The following is a 16,776-nucleotide window of genomic DNA, read 5'->3' as shown; positions in this document are numbered from 1 at the left end:
ACCGTGCCAGGGCGCAGCCCCCGCTCCTGACCGCCGCCGGTGAGCATGGCAGCGGGCGCCGGCGAGCGGCGGGCCAGCAGAATGCCCATACCCCGCGGCCCGCCGAACTTGTGGGCGCTGGCGGCGAGCGTTGTCATGCCGAGCTCATGGAAGTCCACAGGCTGCTTCCCCACGACCTGGACCGCATCGACGTGCAGCGGCGTGCCCGCGGACGCCGCGCGCGCCGCGGCCTGCGCCACCGGCTGGATCGCACCCGTTTCGTTGTTCGCCCACATCAGCGCCGCCACCGCCGCCGGGGCGTCGAGGGCTTCGAGGCCATTGACAACGCCCGCCGTATTCACTGGCAGCCACTCCACCTTGGCACCTTCAGTCCCGGCGAGGGACTTGACCGTCTCCAGCACCGCCGGGTGCTCGATCGGGCTGGCGACGATGCGCTCGTTGGCGCAGGCGCGAAAGAGCCCGCGCACCGCAATGTTGTTGGCCTCGGTGCCCGAGCCGGTGAAGATCACCTCGACGGGGTCGGCGCCGAGCGCTTCGGCGATGTCCTCGCGCGCCTGCGCCAGCACCGCGGACGCCTCGCGCCCCGAACGGTACTGCCCACCAGGGTTGAGCTGGGCGGAGTATTCAACCCAGGCATCAATGGCGCACTGGCGCATCGGCGTGGTTGCGGCGTGGTCAAAGTAAGCCATGGGCCTAGCTTATCGACGCTCCGGTAACGCTTCACCCGAAACTCAGACGCATCAACATAGGCCGAGTTTCGGTGGAACACCCCCATGTTGACCCGTCTGGGTTTAGGCGGAAGGCCGCTGCCCCCACTGACGTGCCTCGCACACGTACGCCACCGCGCCTGTGCCCACGCGCGCAATCACGACCCCCATTTGCCGGCCGCCCTTGAGCTTGAGCCTGCCGCGCAAATGGTCGGGGTCGACGTCGACCCCGCGCACGAGGATTTCCACCCCGCCGGCGCCGTAGCCGGACAGAGCGGCCTTAAGCTGGCGCACCGGCACCGCGTCGAGCACCCGGAAACCGCTGTATCCAGCGGGGATACGATCCCCGCTCAGGAACGCAATGTGCTCATCGAGCATCCACAACCCGTGGCGCGCACCCCAGTGCCGCACCAGACCGGCGCGGATGATTGCCCCGTCCGGCTCGATGATGAAGGCTCCCGGCGCGCCCACCGGCACGTCATCGGATTCACCCGACGTCACGGTTTCAGTGAACCCATCGCCGCGCAACACAACTGCCTCGCGCGTGTGCCCGCCCGCGAGCCCCGGCGTGTACAGGCACGCCTCTTTCACGGCCCCGTCGACGGAAACCACGCTCACCAGACCCTCCCAGGCGGAGTAGTCGATACCAGGCGCGCACTTGACCGCCATGTCGCACCCCTCGTAGACGTCCAGCAACTCCGGCAGCGGGGGCACGAGCTGCGCGGGGTCGGTGATCCTGCGGCCCCCGGCGCGCCTGGCTGGGTCGGCGACGATGACCGCGCCGCGGGCGACGGGGGCCAGAGCGTCCGCCCGCGCTAGCCACGCACCTGCACCGAGGTTATAGCGCGCCATCGCCAGGCGCACGGGATCGATGTCCGAACCGAGCCAGTCCATCCCTGCGAAGGCTGACGCCTCGGTGCCCACGGAGCACGTCACATCGTGGACCACACGCGCCCCGCTGTCCGCGATGCGTTGCGCGCGCACGTGCGCCACCGGCGCCGGTGTTGCCTGCTGGGCCGCGTCGAGGTCCGTCAACCAGCCCGCAGGTAGCTTGCCGGCGGCCGACCGGCGTGCGCCGATCAGCTCCATCACAGCGCGGGCGTTGTCGTCGAAGCGCGATGCGAGCAGGGCACGGTCCCCGAACACCGACGCCTTGGTCAGTGCGACCTCGGCGGCGGCCTCATCGATCTCGTCTGCGTGGGCGGCGAGAAAAGCCACCTCGGACAGGTTAAAGCTCAAAGGGTCTCCCGATGCGGTCTTCCGGGCGCAGTGTGAAAAATTCCGCGTACCGAGGGTTGCTGATCGCGTCGTCGGTAATCGGCGTCATGTCCGCGCCTTTCGCCGCCTCCCACAGGGACTGGGAGGTGTCAAAGTTGGACATGTCGAGGATCTGCGCCCACGTCGACGGGGCGAAGCGCACGAGCCCGGCGCGCCAGCCGTCGAGAAGCAGGCCCGGCGGAAACCAGTTCGCATCGTCGGCTTCCTCGGTCGCGCCATCTGGTTCCTGGCCCTCGGGCAACTGAGCCAGCCACGTGAACGTGTCGAACTTCGTACCTCGCTCGGAACGGCCGACCCAGCGAGCGTACGGCGCGACAAGGTCTGCGGGAACGCGAAACTGGTTGTCGCGCAAAACGTCCGTCAGCGACAACTCGTGAGATTCCAGGCGCAGACGCTGGCTGTGGAAGGGGCGCGCGTCGACAGGCAAGGCACCGTGCTTGTCGACGGCCAACAGCGTGCCCGTTTCCTCGAACAACTCCCGCACGGCGGAAAACAGCAGCGCGTGCGCAGTTTCAGCGCTGACCTGCAGCTGACGGCCCAGCGACTCGGCGGAGCGGCCCTGCCACAAGTCTTCCGCCCCCGCTCGCGACGGGAAGTCGCGGCTGTCCACCCCACCGCCGGGAAACACGGTCATGCCCGGGTAGTTGGGCATGGACATCACGCGCTCGAACACCCACACCTCGAGGCCGCTAGCCCCGTCACGTGTCAGGATGACCGTGCTGGCGAGGCGCGCGTCATTGACTCTGACCACAGCACATCACCTCCTTCCCGGCATCCTACTTGGCGCGATGCGTTCCCCCGCGGCTGGTGCGCCTCGCCGTGTACCGACCGTCGCGCGAGGTCACCTCGATCGGCTGGTGGTAGGCCCGGCTGACGTTTTCGGAGGTCAGCACGTCGTCGATAAGGCCCTGCGCGACGACCTCCCCCTCGTCGAGAAGCATGGCGTGCGTAAAGCCCGGCGGGATTTCCTCGACGTGGTGGGTAATCATCACAATCGCCGGCGCGTCGGGGTCCATCGCGAGATCGCCGAGGTAGGCGACGAGGTCCTCGCGCCCGCCAAGGTCCATCCCGGCGGCCGGCTCGTCCATGATCAGCAGCTCCGGGTTCGTCATGATCGCGCGCGCGATCAGCACCCGCTTGCGCTCGCCGTCGGATAGCGTGCCCCAGGTGCGGTCGATCAAATGCATCGCGCCGACCTGCTCGAGTACCTCGAGCGCCTGGTCGTAGTCCATCTCGTCGTACTCTTCGCGCCACCGGCCCAAAATCGCGTAGCCGGCGGTAACAACGAGGTCACCGACTTTCTCCTCCGCCGGAACGCGCTGCGCCACCGCCGAGGATGTCACGCCGATCTGGGCGCGCAGGTCGCGCATGTCGGTGCGGCCGAGCTGCTCCCCGACCACAAACGCCGTACCCGCTGACGGGAATTCTTGGGCCGACGCCATGCGGATCAATGTAGTCTTGCCCGCGCCGTTGGGCCCGATGACAACCCAGCGCTCGTCGAGCTCGACCTGCCAGTCGATGGGGCCTACTAACGTGGCCCCGCCGCGTGCGAACTCCACGCCCTGAAAGTCGATGAGCAGGTCGGGGTCGGTCTCCGGTTCAATTGCACGATCAGTCACGCTTTCCATTGTGGACTAAAAGGGCTCATCGCGTTATCAAGTGAATTGATCTTTTCCCGTGGGCCGGCACAGCGGTTGGGGTTTGGCGTTTTTGTCGTGTTTATCTGCGGAGGATTTCTCGTCGCTGGTTGACCGCGACATTTCAGGCGGCGAAATGTCACAGCCAACCCGCTATGTGGGGCAAAACCCCAGGTCGGGTCCGGCACGATCCGGTCCACCGTGACATCCCAGGCGGTGAAATGTCACAGTCAACCAACTACGCACCGCAAAACCCCAGGTCACCCCCAACACAACCACCTCCACCGAGACATCCCACCCGGGGCCACACCCGCGGCAGACGCTCACAGCGGCAACCCTGCCTGCAGGCGGCATTGAATACACCCTCAGCCCCCTGCACCCCGGCCCCAACGCCTGCATTCACAATGTAAAACCCGTCCTCGAGTGGCACCGCGTTCTCGCCCGGCACGTCACCGTGGCAGTGGCTACTGTTGAAAAGTGAAAGCCATTGCCACACACAAAGTCTCGAGGTAGGTAAACCGCATGACCATGACCGGACGCTCTGGCCACACTGGCAGTATCACTTCTTTCGGCCGTTTCGGAATCGACGACGTTCGCCCCCAGGTCTCCGGGCGCACCCTGCCGTCGAAGGCGGTGGTTGGCGAGGTTGTCCCGGTCTCGGCGCTGGTGTGGCGCGAGGGCCACGACGCGGTCGCGGCCACGTTGGAGCTGACGTCGCCAAGTGGTAAGCAGTATTCCATCCTCATGCAGCAGGAGGTTTACCGCCCCGACTACGTCCACGCCGTGTTCGTGCCGGATGTGCAGGGTATGTGGCGCTTCCGCGTCGACGCGTGGAGCGACCCGATGTCGACGTGGCGCAACGCCGTGTCCAAGAAGCTCGCCGCCGGGCAATCCACCGCGGAGCTGTCCAACGACATCGCCCACGGCATTGACCTGTTCACCCGCGCCGCAGCCCAATCCCCGGACGGCGACCGGGAGGTTCTCGAGGCCGTCGCGACGACGCTTGCCGACGACACCCTTCCCCTGGCGACCCGCATCGAGGAGGGACTCAGCGCCGAGGTCCGCGAGATTCTCGACGAGTTCCCGCTGCGCGAGCAGGTCACCCGCGGGCCGATCTGCGATGTTCACGTGGAGCGCCGCGCCGCGCTGGTCAATTCCTGGTACGAGCTCTTCCCCCGCTCCACGGGCGGTGTCGACGCCGAGGGCAAGCCCGTGCACGGCACGTGGGAAACCACCTCGGCTGCGCTCGATCGCGTGGCGGCGATGGGTTTTGACACCGTCTACTTTCCCCCGATCCACCCGATCGGCGAGGTCAACCGCAAAGGCCGCAACAACACTCTGACGCCTGAGGAAAGTGACGTGGGCTCGCCGTGGGCGGTCGGTTCCGCCGACGGCGGCCACGACGCGTTCCACCCGGAGCTCGGTGGCGAATCCGAGTTCCTCGCCATGTTGGATCACGCCCGCGAGCTGGGCCTCGAGGTCGCCCTCGACTTTGCGCTGCAGGCCGCGCCCGACCACCCCTGGGCCAGCGAGCACCCCGAGTTTTTCACGGTGCTTGCCGACGGCACCATCGCCTACGCCGAGAACCCGCCGAAGAAATACCAGGACATCTACCCGATCAACTTCGACAACGACCCGGAGGGCGTCTACGCGGAGATTTACCGCGTCATCATGTACTGGGTGGAGCTCGGGGTGACCACGTTCCGCGTGGATAACCCGCACACCAAGCCGGTGAACTTCTGGCACTGGCTCATCGCCGAAGTGCGCGAAACCCATCCCGAGGTCATCTTCCTCGCTGAAGCGTTTACCCGCCCGCCGCGCATGTTCGGCCTGTCGAAGATCGGTTTTTCTCAGTCGTACACCCACTTCACGTGGAAGACCTCGAAGGCGGAGCTCGAGGATTTCGCGCAGATGCTTATCGACGTCGCCGACGTCTCGCGCCCCAATCTGTTCGTCAACACCCCCGACATCCTGCACGAGTCCCTGCAAACCGGTGGGCAGGCAGCCTTTGCGATCCGCGCCACGCTGGCGGCGACGCTGAGCCCGCTGTGGGGCGTGTACTCCGGCTTCGAGCTCTACGAGCACGAGCCCGTCACCGCCGGTTCCGAGGAGTACCTCAACTCGGAGAAGTACGAGCTGCGCCCGCGCGATTTCGCGGCCGCGCTCGCCCGCGGCGAGTCGCTCGAGCCGTACCTGACGCTGCTCAACCGCCTGCGCCGCGACAACCCGGCGCTGCAGCAGCTGCGGCAGCTGCACTTCCACAAGGCCTACAACGACCAGATCATGGCGTATTCCAAGGTCGACGCGATCAGCGGAAACGCGATTCTGGTCGTGGTCAACCTCGATCCCTTCGCCACCCAGGAAGGCATGGTCCACATCGATGCCGAGGCCATCGGCCTTGCGCCCGGCGAGAGCTTCGAGGTTGACGACCTCGTCAGCGGAGAGCGCTACACGTGGAGCACCGACAACTTTGTGCGGCTGACCCCGCAGGCCAACGTGGCCCATATTTTCCGGCTACCGGACGTTGAGGCGTCGAAACGCGAGCAGCTCGCGTTCCGCAGCATCTCCGACCACGATTACCGGCCGTAACCCGCTACCGAGGTCGAAATTCGGTAGCGTCGGACAACGCATAACGATTATTTCCCACCACGCAAGGACGACTATGGCGAGCAACCCCCAGCTTCTGATCCCCGACGCGGACCGCGCGCGCCTGCTTGAGTGCAAGCACCACGCCCCGCACGACTTTTACGGCTGGCACGTGACGTCGGAAGGCTCGGTCATCCGCACCCGGCAGCTCGGGGCGGAGAAGGTCGAGGTGCTCATCCACAACGAGCACCTCGAGATGGAGCCCATCGGCGACGATATCTGGGTCATCGGGCTTGACGACGACCGCGCCCCCGACTACCGCCTGCGCGTGCACTACCCGTTTGGCAACCAGGTGATCATCGCCGACGGATACTACTTCTTGCCCACCCTGGGCTCCTTCGACCTGCACCTGATCAACGAGGGCCGCCACGAGCGCTTGTGGGAAGTCCTCGGCGCGAACCTGCGCACCTACCAGACCAGCCTCGGGGAGGTGCGCGGCACCTCGTTTGCCGTGTGGGCACCTAACGCCCAGGGCGTGGCCGTCGTCGGGGACTTCTGCAGCTGGAACCCCAACCAGTACCCGATGCGCAGCCTCGGCTCCACCGGTGTGTGGGAAATCTTTATCCCCGGCATCGAGGCCGGCGCGCAGTACAAGTTCGCCGTGCAGACCGTCGACGGCGTGCGCGTGGACAAGGCCGACCCGATGGCGCGCCAAACGCTCGCACCGCCGGAAACCGTCTCCGTCGTTGCTGCGGAGAGCACCTACGAGTGGAAAGACGGCGACTGGATGCAGCGCCGCGTGGGCATCGACGCCACCAACGCGCCGATGAGCGTCTACGAGTGCCACATCGGCTCCTGGAAGCAGGGCGCAAACTACAACACAATGCGCGAAGAGCTCGTCCCCTACCTCGTGGAAAACGGGTTCACCCACGTCGAGTTCCTCCCCGTCGCGGAGCACCCTTTCGGAGGCTCCTGGGGCTACCAGGTCACCGGCTACTACGCGCCCACCGCGCGCTGGGGCACGCCGGATGAGTTCCGCGCGCTTGTCGACGAGTTGCACGCCAACAACATCGGGGTCTTCGTCGACTGGGTGCCCGCGCACTTCCCCAAGGACGCGTGGGCGCTCGGCCGCTTCGACGGCACAGCCTTGTACGAGCACCCGGACTGGCGCCGCGGCGAGCAGAAGGACTGGGGCACCTACGTGTTCAACTTCGGCCGCAACGAGGTGCGTAACTTCCTCGTCGCCAACGCGTTGTACTGGTGCGAAGAGTTCCACCTCGACGGGCTGCGCGTCGACGCTGTGGCCTCCATGCTCTACCTCGACTACTCCCGCACCGAGGGTGAATGGCTACCCAACAGCCAGGGCGGGCGCGAGAACTGGGATGCGGTGAAGTTTTTGCAGGAGACCAACGCCACCGTCCACCGCACCCACCCGGGCGTGGTCACCATCGCCGAAGAGTCCACGGCGTGGCCGAGCGTGACCGCCCAAACCGCCGCTGACGGGCTCGGGTTCTCCCTGAAGTGGAACATGGGCTGGATGAACGACACCCTGGAGTACTTCTCCCTGGATCCCATCCACCGCTACTACCACCACAACGAGATCACCTTCTCCCTGGTCTATGCCTTCTCGGAGCGCTACGTGCTGCCGTTTTCCCACGACGAGGTCGTCCACGGCAAGGGCTCTTTGTGGTCGCGCATGCCCGGTGACGATTGGAACAAGGCCGCGGGGCTGCGCGCGATGTTCGGCTACATGTACTCCCACCCCGGCAAGCAGCTGATGTTCATGGGCTGCAACTGGGGACAGACCACAGAGTGGGACGAGGCGAACTCGATCAACTGGGACAACGTCAGCGGCGAGTGGCCCCACGACTACCACCGCGGCGTCGAGCGCCTGGTGCGCGACCTCAACCATTTCTACCGCGACACCCCGGCGATGTTCAGCCAGGACAACACGCCCCTGGGTTTCCAGTGGGTCAAGGGCGACGACCACGAGCACAACGTGCTCGCCTACGTGCGTTGGGGCACTGACGGCCAGCCCTTGTTGGCGGTGGTCAACCTCTCGGGTGCGTCGCATTCCAACTACCGGCTGGGACTGCCCGAGGCCGGCGACTGGGAGCTGGTGATCAACACCGACGACGCCATCTACGGTGGTGCGGGCAACCCGCTCATCGAGACGGTGAAGACGGAACCCACCGAGTGGGACAACTTCGCCCAGTCGGTCACCCTGCACCTGCCCGCGATGAGCGTGCAGCTCTACAAGCTGGCTCGCTAGCTCAGAACAGCGCCGAGGCGAGCTTCGTGCGCGCCTCGATCACGCGCGGGTCGCCCGCGTCGAACAGGCCGAACAGCTCCAGCAACCGATCCTTCGCCGCCGGGTGGGCCTTGACCAGCGGCAATAGCCGGGCAAAGGCCTTTTCGGGCGCGCCCTCGGCAACCTCGGCATCGGCCGCCGCAAGCTGCTTGTCGACGTCCCCCGCATCCGCGTCGGCGTCCGCCACCGGGTCGCCGCCTTGCGCCGCGAGTCGACGCAGCACCCCGATCGTGGCGCGCGCCTGCTTGAGGTCGGCGTTCTTGGGGTCGTCGGCAAGCAGCTCGTCGTATATCCGCGTCGCGGCATCGAAGTCGTTGCGGTTGAGCGCCTCAGTCGCGGCGTCGAGACGTGGGTCCTGCGCCGGCTCGTCCTGGTCGCCGCCTTCATCCCTCAAACCCTCGAGCTGGCTGCCGACGTTGGCCACGAGCGCCTCAACCCACTGCTTGAGCTGCTCAACCGGCTGGTTGCCCTCGAAGCTCGTCACCGGCCGACCAGCCGCGATCGCGATGACCGTGGGCAGCACGCGAACCCCGAACATCTGAGCCACGGCCGGGGTCGTGTCGGCATCGACGTACGCGACGCGAAACGCGCGCTGCCCGCGGGCGAGATCCTCGAACGCGGCCTTCAGCGAGGCCGAATCGGGCGAGCGCTGCGTGCCGACATGCACGATCACCGGGATCTTCGCCGACGCGCGCAGCACCTCCTGCTCGATGTTCGCCTCGGTCGCATCGATCACGGGCTCGAATCCTCTGCCTTCGCCTGATGCGGCTTCGGCGCTTTGACCCAGCGCGCTTAGGTCGACGGCTCCAGCCTGGTACTGCGGTCCGGTCATGAGTTCTCCTCCAAGTGCTTGTTCAGCGATTGCATCTTCGTTACCAGCATGTTGTCGTGGCCCGGGCGGATATCCGCCTTGATCACCAGTGATACGCGCGGGGCGACGGCCTCGACCGCCTGCGTTGCGCGTTTGATCACGTCCATAACCTCATCCCACTCCCCTTCGATGGTGGTAAACATCGCCGTCGTCTCGTGCGGGAGCCCGGACTCCCGCACGACGCGCACGGCGCGGGCCACGGCGCCAGCCATCTCCGCGGAGGGGTTATCGGTGGTCGTCGGTGCGACCGAGAAAGCAGCAATCATGCCGCCCAGCTTAGCGACGATCCCAGCAATGCCTGTGCCAGTGACGCCTCTCGTCGGCGCCGCGGCCGGTATCCCGCGGCCACGCCACCACGTGCGCGACCCCCGGCGGGATGTTCTGATTGCAGCCTGGGCACACGTAAAACTTCGTCGCGGCCTGTGACCCGATCTGGCGCACGCAATAGATCTCGCCGTTGCTCCAGCGCGGCCCCTCGACGTGCTGCGTCCCAATGAACGTGGACCCGTGGCGCGGCAAGACGTAGGCGGGAGTGGTGTTCTGGCGCCGGTTTCGCCGTGGCATGAAAACTTCTCCCGCCTCCTAGAACAAACGCAGCTCGGTGGACTCGATGCCACGCAGTTCGTCGTAATCGAGCACCAGGCAGCGAAAACCGCGGTCCTGCGCCAACGTGCGCGCCTGCGGCTTGATCTCCTGGGCCGCGAACACCCCACGCACCGGCGCGAGCAGCTCGTCGCGGTTGAGCAGCTCCACGTACCGGGTGAGCTGCTCAACCCCGTCGATCCCGCCGCGGCGCTTGACTTCGACGGCCACGGTGTGCCCGTTGGGATCGCGCGCGAGGATATCCACCGGCCCAATGGCCGTGGGAAACTCGCGTCGGATCAGCTGGTAATTAGCGCCGAGGGTGTCAATGTGCTCGGCGAGCAGTTCCTGGAGGTGGGATTCCACCCCGTCCTTGACCAGCCCGGGGTCCTGGCCGAGCTCCACGACCGTTTCGCTGAGCACCTCCTCAATGCTGATGCGAAGCTGTTCGCCCTTGCCGTTGTCGACGATCCACAGCAGCTCGCCGGTGTCCTCGCCGTCTATATCGATCACCGGCTCCTCTGTCAGAGTGCACGGCGGGGTCATCCAGTTCAGCGGCTTGTAGGCGCGGTCGTCGGCGTGGACGGAGACGGATCCGTCCGCCTTGACCATGATGAGGCGCTTCGCGGACGGCAAATGGGCGTCCAGGCGGCCAACATAGTCCACGGAACATTGAGCAATGACGAGACGCATGGCATCTACAGTACAAGCGCTGGCGCGGTGGAACGCGGTCAGGACCTGAACGTGCGCCCGCCGCTCGGGCGCCCGGCGGGAGTCTTCAGCGCGCGGCGTATCTGGCGCACGTGAGGGGCGGACTCCAACCACGACACCAGCGCCATCCTCGCCCTGCGATCGCTCGCAAACTCAAAAGAGCCGCCCGGAGTGGAAAGGACCAGTACCCGATCGATATCGGGCATGATCTCGCGTTCCAGCTCGGACAGCTCTCGGAAACCGTCTACCTCTGTCATTCGTCGATCCAAAGCGACATCGCTGCTAAACGTCAGGGAGCGAAGCTTGTAAAACCGCAGACACTCATCGCTGTAGCGAAATACTCCATGTCGCCAACCGTGGACCCCATCCGCCGGCAGGTTGCGCAGCAACCCCTGGGAGCCGATGTTGCGCAAGGAAACGAACCGCCACAGCGCCACCAGCAGCACGACCAACCCCGCTGCCGCAACGACGCCGCCGATTAGATCCATAAAACCGCTCCTAGCTGTGAAGACGAGGCACTCAAAGCCATTTTTGGACATTGTATCCGCAAAACGGATGGAGCGAAATTGTACGAAAGGTGTACGCCGTTGACATGAAAAAGGCAGCAACCCCGCGTGTAACGGAGCTGCTGCCTTCGGACTTCGCCGTGGCGAAGCACGAACAGTTAACGGCCTGCGCGTCGCACGGCGGCAAGCTCTGCCTGGCCGCGCCACTTGCTCAGCTCGTCGTCGTCCTGGCTCGCGTTCGACTCGGCTTCGGAGGAATCTACCTCGCTCGCGAGAGTTGCCCAGTCAGCCAAGATGGTGACCTTGTTACCCACCACAGAGAGGAAGCCTCCCTGGACGGCAGCGACGATACGCTCGCCATCGAGCGGGTTGATCGTCACAACACCATTGTCCTTGAGCTGGCCGAGGATCGGTTCGTGGCCCGGCAGAATGCCGATCTCACCCTCGGTGGTCTGCGCGGTGACGATGCTGGCCTCACCAGTCCAGATCATGCGGTCAACCGAGACCAGTTGCACGGTGATGTCTGCCATGGCGGCCCTCCTACTTCTCCTGCAGCTTCTTGTAAGCAGCCTCGACGTCGTCCAGTCCACCCAGGTTCGAGAACGCCTGCTCCGGGTAAGCGTCGAACTCACCCTCGGCGAGACGGTCAAACGCCTCGATGGTCTCCTCGAGCGGCACGTAGGAGCCCTCGTCGCCGGTGAACTTCTTCGCGACGAAGAAGTTCTGACCGAGGAAGCGCTGGATCTTACGTGCACGCATGACGGTGAGCTTGTCCTCTTCGGAAAGCTCGTCCATGCCGAGGATGGCGATGATGTCCTGCAGCTCCTTGTTCTTCTGCAGGATGCCGATCACCTTCTGGGCGACAGCGTAGTGGCGCTCGCCGACGATGCCCGGCTCAAGGATGCGCGAGGTCGACGTCAGCGGATCCACCGCGGGGTAGATACCCTTAGAGGCGATGGAGCGCGACAGCTCGGTCGTTGCATCCAGGTGGGCGAAGGTAGTCGCCGGGGCCGGGTCGGTGTAGTCGTCGGCAGGCACGTAGACGGCCTGCAGCGAGGTGATCGAACGGCCCTTGGTCGAGGTAATGCGCTCCTGGAGCACACCCATCTCGTCAGCCAGGGTGGGCTGGTAGCCCACGGCGGAAGGCATGCGGCCCAGCAGGGTCGACACCTCGGAGCCAGCCTGGGTGAAGCGGAAGATGTTGTCGATGAACAGCAACACGTCCTGGTTCTGCACATCGCGGAAGTACTCCGCCATGGTCAGGCCGGACAGCGCCACGCGCATACGAACCCCGGGCGGCTCGTCCATCTGGCCGAAGACAAGGGCGGTATCGGGAAGAACGCCCATGTCCTCCATCTCGAGGAAGAGGTCGGTGCCCTCACGGGTGCGCTCACCGACGCCGGCGAAGACCGACGTACCGGAGAACTCGCGGGCGATACGGGTAATCATCTCCTGGATGAGAACCGTCTTGCCCACGCCGGCGCCGCCGAAGAGGCCGATCTTGCCGCCCTTGACGTACGGGGTCAGCAGGTCGATGACCTTAATGCCGGTCTCCAGGATCTCGGTCTTGCCCTCGAGGTCCTTGAAGGCGGGCGGGTCGCGGTGGATTCCCCAGCGCTCGCCATCGACGCCCACGGACGGGTCGTCGAGGCACTCGCCGAGGGCATTGAACACGTGGCCCTTCACCTGGTCTCCCACGGGCACGGAGATCGGGTTGCCGGAGTCCTTCACCTGTGCACCGCGGACGAGGCCGTCCGTCGGAGCCATGGCGATGGCGCGCACGAGGTTGTCACCCAAGAACTGGGCGACCTCGAGGGTTAAGGTGCGGGACAGCTCACCGAATTCAATCTCGGTGTGCAGTGCGTTGTACAGCTCGGGCAGCTCGCCGCGCGGGAACTCCACGTCGACGACCGCGCCGATGACGCGAACGATGCGGCCGTTGTCAGAACCCGCAGGGTTCTGCGCACTAGCGGCCTCGCGGGCTACAGCCTGGTTCTCGGCCTCGCCCGTCGGCTCATCGCGTCCGTCTTGGGACAGAGCAGTTGTCATTATTTAGTCACTTTCTCCACTATCGGCCAGCGCACCCGCGCCGCCGATAATCTCGGTGATTTCCTGGGTGATTTGTGCCTGACGGGCTTGGTTAGCCTCACGGGACAGGTTGTTGGCCAGTTCCGTTGCGTTGTCGGTTGCGTTCTTCATCGCCGTGCGGCGAGAAGCAGACTCCGAAGCGGACGCCTCCAAGAACATAGAGTAGAGCGTCCGCGACACGTATGCCGGAAGCAGCTTGTCCATCAACGTGTCCGGATCGGGCTCGAACTCCATGTCGGGCCCGACTTCGCCGGAGCTCGACAGCATGCCGTCCTGCTCGTACTTGAACTCTTCCAGCACGGGCTCGATCGGCAGAATCTGGTGCACGCGCGCCTCCTGGCTGAGCATGGAGACGAACTCGGTGTAGACGACATGGACCTGGTCGAAACCGCGAACCCGCTCGCCTTCCGCCGCGTTGACGCCCTCGCGCCATTCAACCGTGCCCTCGGAACCGGCGAGGAACCCGTCGATGAGGTGGCTGCGCACATCCTGCGTCGCCTCCCACGACGGCTGCTGGGACCAACCGGTCCAGGCGCCAGCGATGTCCTGGTCACGGAACTTGTAGTGAGTGACGCCCTTGCCGCCGGTAACGAAACGGACGACCTCGTAGCCTGCATCCTCGAGCATGCGCTCGAGCTCGGTCGCCTTCTTCAGCACGTTGTGGTTGTAACCGCCAGCCATTCCGCGGTCGGAGGTGACCACGAGGATCGCCGCGACTCGACCGTTCTCACGCTCATGGAGCATGGGGTGGTCGAGGGAGCTCGCGGCTGCGAGGCGCTCCATGACCTGTTGCAACTCGTCGGCGTACGGCTTGGCCGCTTCGACGCGCTGCTGGGCCTTGGTGATCTGCGACGTTGCGATCAGTTCCTGGGCCTTGGTGATCTTCTTCGTTGAGTTGACGGACCGAATGCGGTCACGCAATTCGCGAAGTGTTGCCATGGTGTTTACTCCTCCCTTCCTGTAAGTAGAAGTGATCCAAGTGGTTGACTACTTGGAGCGGTTGACGTTGAGCTGGTGCTTCTTAACCTCACCGGCTTCAAGCGGCTCCGCCTCCGGCTCGCGCACGACGCGTTCGCCATCGGAGGTCTGGAAGCCACGGGCGAAGTCCTCGTTGGCGCGCAGGAGGGTCTCCTTCGAGGTGTCATCGAGGGCTGCACCACCGGCGATCTGCTCGTAGACCTCCGGAGCGGTTGCGCGAATGTGCTCGTGGAGCTCAGCCTCGTAACGGCGGACGTCAGCGACGGGAACGACATCGAAGACGCCCTCGTTGGCGAGCCAGATCGAAATGATCTGGAACTCCACGGACTGCGGAGCGTTCTCCTGCTGCTTCAGCAGCTCGACCAGCCGCTGACCGCGCTCAAGCTGACGCTTGGAGGCGGAATCCAGATCGGAGGCGAAGGCGGCGAAGGCCTCGAGGTCGCGGTATGCGGCGAGGTCCAGACGCAGCGAGCCGGCGACCTTCTTCATGCCCTTGGTCTGCGCGGCACCACCGACGCGGGACACGGAAATGCCGACGTCGATAGCGGGGCGAACACCCTGGTTGAACAGGTCGGACTGGAGGAAGACCTGGCCGTCGGTAATCGAGATCACGTTGGTCGGGATGAACGCGGAGACGTCGTTCGCCTTCGTCTCAATGATCGGCAGAGCGGTCAGAGAACCGGCACCGAGCTCGTCGTTAAGCTTCGCGGCGCGCTCCAGCAGGCGGGAGTGCAGGTAGAACACGTCGCCCGGGTATGCCTCGCGGCCCGGCGGGCGGCGCAGCAGAAGCGAAATCGCGCGGTACGCCTCGGCCTGCTTCGTCAAGTCATCGTAGATCACCAGGACGTGCTTGCCCTGGTACATCCAGTGCTGACCCAGCGCAGCGGCGGAGAACGGTGCCAGCCACTTGAAGCCAGCGGAATCGGACGCCGGTGCGGCGACGATCGTGGTGTACTCCAGCGCGCCGTGCTCTTCGAGGGTGCGGCGCACGCCGGCGATGGTCGAGCCCTTCTGGCCGATCGCGACGTAGATGCAGCGCACCTGCTTCGACGGGTCACCACTCTCCCAGAAAGCCTTCTGGTTCAAGATGGTGTCAATGCAGACCGCGGTCTTGCCGGTCTTGCGGTCGCCAATGATGAGCTGGCGCTGACCGCGGCCGATCGGGGTCATCGCGTCGATGGCCTTCATGCCGGTGGCCATCGGCTCCTCGACCGGCTGGCGGTCGAGCACGCCTGCGGCCTGGAGCTCGAGTGCGCGCTCCTCGGAGGCCTCGATCGGGCCGAGGCCGTCGATCGGCTGGCCCAACGGGTTGATTACGCGGCCAAGGAAATCTTCCCCGACCGGGATGGACAGGACCTCTCCGGTCCTTTTCACTTCGTCACCTTCGGTAAGCGTCTCAAAGTTACCCAAGACCACGACACCAATGGAGTCGGTCTCGAGGTTCTGTGCCACACCGATGACTCCGCCTGGGAACTCGAGCAGCTCATTCGTCATGCAACCCGGCAGCCCAGAAACCTGGGCAATACCGTCTGCCGCCGAAGTAACTACGCCGACCTCCTCACGGGAGGCCTCCGCAGAGTAGCTCGAGGTGTAGTTCGCTATCGCGCTACGGATCTCATCGGAGGAGATCGTCAGCTCCGCCATGTTCTTCCTGCTCTCGGTAGATTGTTCCAGCATGTGTATTTTCTAGTAAGCCGTCGTGGCGGCGAGATCTGCCCGCATACGCGCGATCTTGCCGCGCGTGGAGCCGTCAATGACCTCGTCGCCGACTCGGATCACCATTCCGCCGAGGAGGCTGGGATCAACCTCAGAGTGGATGGCAATCTCACGGCCATAAATCTGCTCAAGCTTGCCAGCGAGTGTCTCGCGCTGGGAGTCAGAAAGCTCCTCAGCCGAAGTGACCCGAGCCGCCGTCTTGCCGCGCAGCTGAGCCACGTGCGTGGCCACACCTGCGAGATCGTCAATCGGGTTGCTCTTGGGTCGCCCGATGACCTGCAAGGCCAGGGCTTCGGTGAACATTGTCACCTTGCCGTAAATCACGCTAGCCAGCAGCCCGCGCTTCTTGTCCGCGGTTGCGGTGCGGTCAGACAGCAACTGGGTCAGCTGCTTTTCGTTTTCCAAAAGCACGGACAGACCGAACAGCTCGTTTTCAACCTGTTCGAGCTGGCCCTGCTCCTTAGCACCCATCAGCAGCGCGCGGCGCCCAAGATTGACCAGCCCTTCGCGCAGTTCGCGCGGGTTGGACCATTCGCTCTTGGCCGCTGTGGCCAGCACCTGCTTCGTCGGCTCGGCAACCTTGGTTCCAAACACGTCGTTCATGATGCCTTCGCGCTGGGATGCGTCGAGGGACTGATCCGCAACAGCGACACGCAGCGCGCGCTCGCGGTCGAGCTGATCTACCACGAGAAACAGCTCGGTGCCGATCTGAGCGGCGGCGGCGACGGAGTCGTCGGAGTTGCGGATCAACTCTTCGAGCTGACCCTGTACCTGCTCTTGTGCTTCGCGACTAGCTGCCTTCATC

16 protein-coding genes are annotated in these 16,776 nt (G+C 65.1%); 2 read left to right on the top strand and 14 right to left on the bottom strand.

The genetic code is table 11. From position 1 onward, the window contains the following. The 4 genes from HMPREF0298_RS08810 to HMPREF0298_RS08795 form a co-directional block, all read right to left on the bottom strand. Window positions 1-689: cysteine desulfurase family protein (locus HMPREF0298_RS08810; protein ID WP_006840820.1), on the bottom strand; the 689-nt coding region annotated here is incomplete at its 3' end. A gap of 102 nt (window positions 690-791) precedes the next feature. Continuing rightward, a complete protein-coding gene (locus HMPREF0298_RS08805; RefSeq protein WP_006840819.1) occupies window positions 792-1,946 on the bottom strand; it encodes a THUMP-like domain-containing protein in 1,155 nt (384 codons plus the stop codon). Next, window positions 1,936-2,736 carry an NUDIX hydrolase gene (locus HMPREF0298_RS08800; RefSeq protein ID WP_006840818.1) on the bottom strand — a complete coding sequence of 267 codons (801 nt, stop codon included), beginning with the start codon at window positions 2,734-2,736 and terminating at the stop codon, window positions 1,936-1,938. The genes HMPREF0298_RS08805 and HMPREF0298_RS08800 overlap by 11 nt, the downstream gene beginning before the upstream one ends. Before the next feature lie 25 nt (window positions 2,737-2,761). Next, on the bottom strand, window positions 2,762-3,613 hold the full coding sequence (locus tag HMPREF0298_RS08795) for an ABC transporter ATP-binding protein (RefSeq protein ID WP_006840817.1): 852 nt from the start codon (window positions 3,611-3,613) through the stop codon (window positions 2,762-2,764). A 531-nt stretch (window positions 3,614-4,144) separates the two neighbouring features. Between HMPREF0298_RS08795 and HMPREF0298_RS08790 the strand changes: the two genes are divergently transcribed. Then, on the top strand, window positions 4,145-6,211 hold the full coding sequence (locus HMPREF0298_RS08790) for a maltotransferase domain-containing protein (protein ID WP_006840815.1): 2,067 nt from the start codon (window positions 4,145-4,147) through the stop codon (window positions 6,209-6,211). A 73-nt stretch (window positions 6,212-6,284) separates the two neighbouring features. Then, complete coding sequence (gene glgB / locus HMPREF0298_RS08785) at window positions 6,285-8,480, top strand: 1,4-alpha-glucan branching protein GlgB (RefSeq protein WP_006840814.1); 2,196 nt, start codon at window positions 6,285-6,287, stop codon at window positions 8,478-8,480. A 1-nt stretch (window position 8,481) separates the two neighbouring features. Here the strand turns inward: glgB and HMPREF0298_RS08780 are convergent, their stop codons facing one another. From HMPREF0298_RS08780 to HMPREF0298_RS08735, 10 genes are all read right to left on the bottom strand, one after another. Then, on the bottom strand, window positions 8,482-9,351 hold the full coding sequence (locus HMPREF0298_RS08780; RefSeq protein WP_006840813.1) for a tetratricopeptide repeat protein: 870 nt from the start codon (window positions 9,349-9,351) through the stop codon (window positions 8,482-8,484). Continuing rightward, the gene (locus HMPREF0298_RS08775) at window positions 9,348-9,656 is read right to left on the bottom strand and encodes a thiamine-binding protein (RefSeq protein WP_006840812.1); all 309 of its coding nucleotides are present in this window, start codon (window positions 9,654-9,656) and stop codon (window positions 9,348-9,350) included. The genes HMPREF0298_RS08780 and HMPREF0298_RS08775 overlap by 4 nt, the downstream gene beginning before the upstream one ends. A 10-nt stretch (window positions 9,657-9,666) precedes the next feature. After that, on the bottom strand, window positions 9,667-9,954 hold the full coding sequence (locus HMPREF0298_RS08770; protein ID WP_006840811.1) for a hypothetical protein: 288 nt from the start codon (window positions 9,952-9,954) through the stop codon (window positions 9,667-9,669). A gap of 18 nt (window positions 9,955-9,972) precedes the next feature. Beyond that, window positions 9,973-10,665 carry an endonuclease NucS gene (gene nucS, locus HMPREF0298_RS08765; protein ID WP_006840810.1) on the bottom strand — a complete coding sequence of 231 codons (693 nt, stop codon included), beginning with the start codon at window positions 10,663-10,665 and terminating at the stop codon, window positions 9,973-9,975. Between the two features lie 38 nt (window positions 10,666-10,703). Next, window positions 10,704-11,171 carry a DUF2550 domain-containing protein gene (locus HMPREF0298_RS08760; protein ID WP_050758387.1) on the bottom strand — a complete coding sequence of 156 codons (468 nt, stop codon included), beginning with the start codon at window positions 11,169-11,171 and terminating at the stop codon, window positions 10,704-10,706. Between the two features lie 176 nt (window positions 11,172-11,347). Beyond that, window positions 11,348-11,719, bottom strand: coding sequence for a F0F1 ATP synthase subunit epsilon (locus HMPREF0298_RS08755; RefSeq protein ID WP_006840808.1), 372 nt, complete (start codon window positions 11,717-11,719; stop codon window positions 11,348-11,350). 10 nt (window positions 11,720-11,729) lie between these two features. Further along, complete coding sequence (gene atpD, locus HMPREF0298_RS08750) at window positions 11,730-13,238, bottom strand: F0F1 ATP synthase subunit beta (RefSeq protein WP_006840807.1); 1,509 nt, start codon at window positions 13,236-13,238, stop codon at window positions 11,730-11,732. A 3-nt stretch (window positions 13,239-13,241) separates the two neighbouring features. Continuing rightward, window positions 13,242-14,216 carry a F0F1 ATP synthase subunit gamma gene (locus tag HMPREF0298_RS08745; protein WP_006840806.1) on the bottom strand — a complete coding sequence of 325 codons (975 nt, stop codon included), beginning with the start codon at window positions 14,214-14,216 and terminating at the stop codon, window positions 13,242-13,244. A gap of 48 nt (window positions 14,217-14,264) precedes the next feature. Continuing rightward, window positions 14,265-15,932 (bottom strand): F0F1 ATP synthase subunit alpha, encoded by a 1,668-nt coding sequence (gene atpA, locus HMPREF0298_RS08740; protein ID WP_006840805.1) that lies wholly within the window; start codon window positions 15,930-15,932, stop codon window positions 14,265-14,267. A gap of 9 nt (window positions 15,933-15,941) precedes the next feature. After that, entirely contained in the window at window positions 15,942-16,775 is an 834-nt protein-coding gene (locus tag HMPREF0298_RS08735; RefSeq protein WP_006840804.1) for a F0F1 ATP synthase subunit delta, read from the bottom strand. Window position 16,776 lies beyond the last annotated feature (1 nt).

Source organism: Corynebacterium lipophiloflavum DSM 44291 (genome assembly GCF_000159635.1).
Taxonomy (GTDB): Bacteria; Actinomycetota; Actinomycetes; order Mycobacteriales; family Mycobacteriaceae; genus Corynebacterium; species Corynebacterium lipophiloflavum.
The sequence above is the reverse complement of the archived record's forward strand: the minus strand, read 5'-3'. Positions and strand labels throughout refer to the sequence as shown.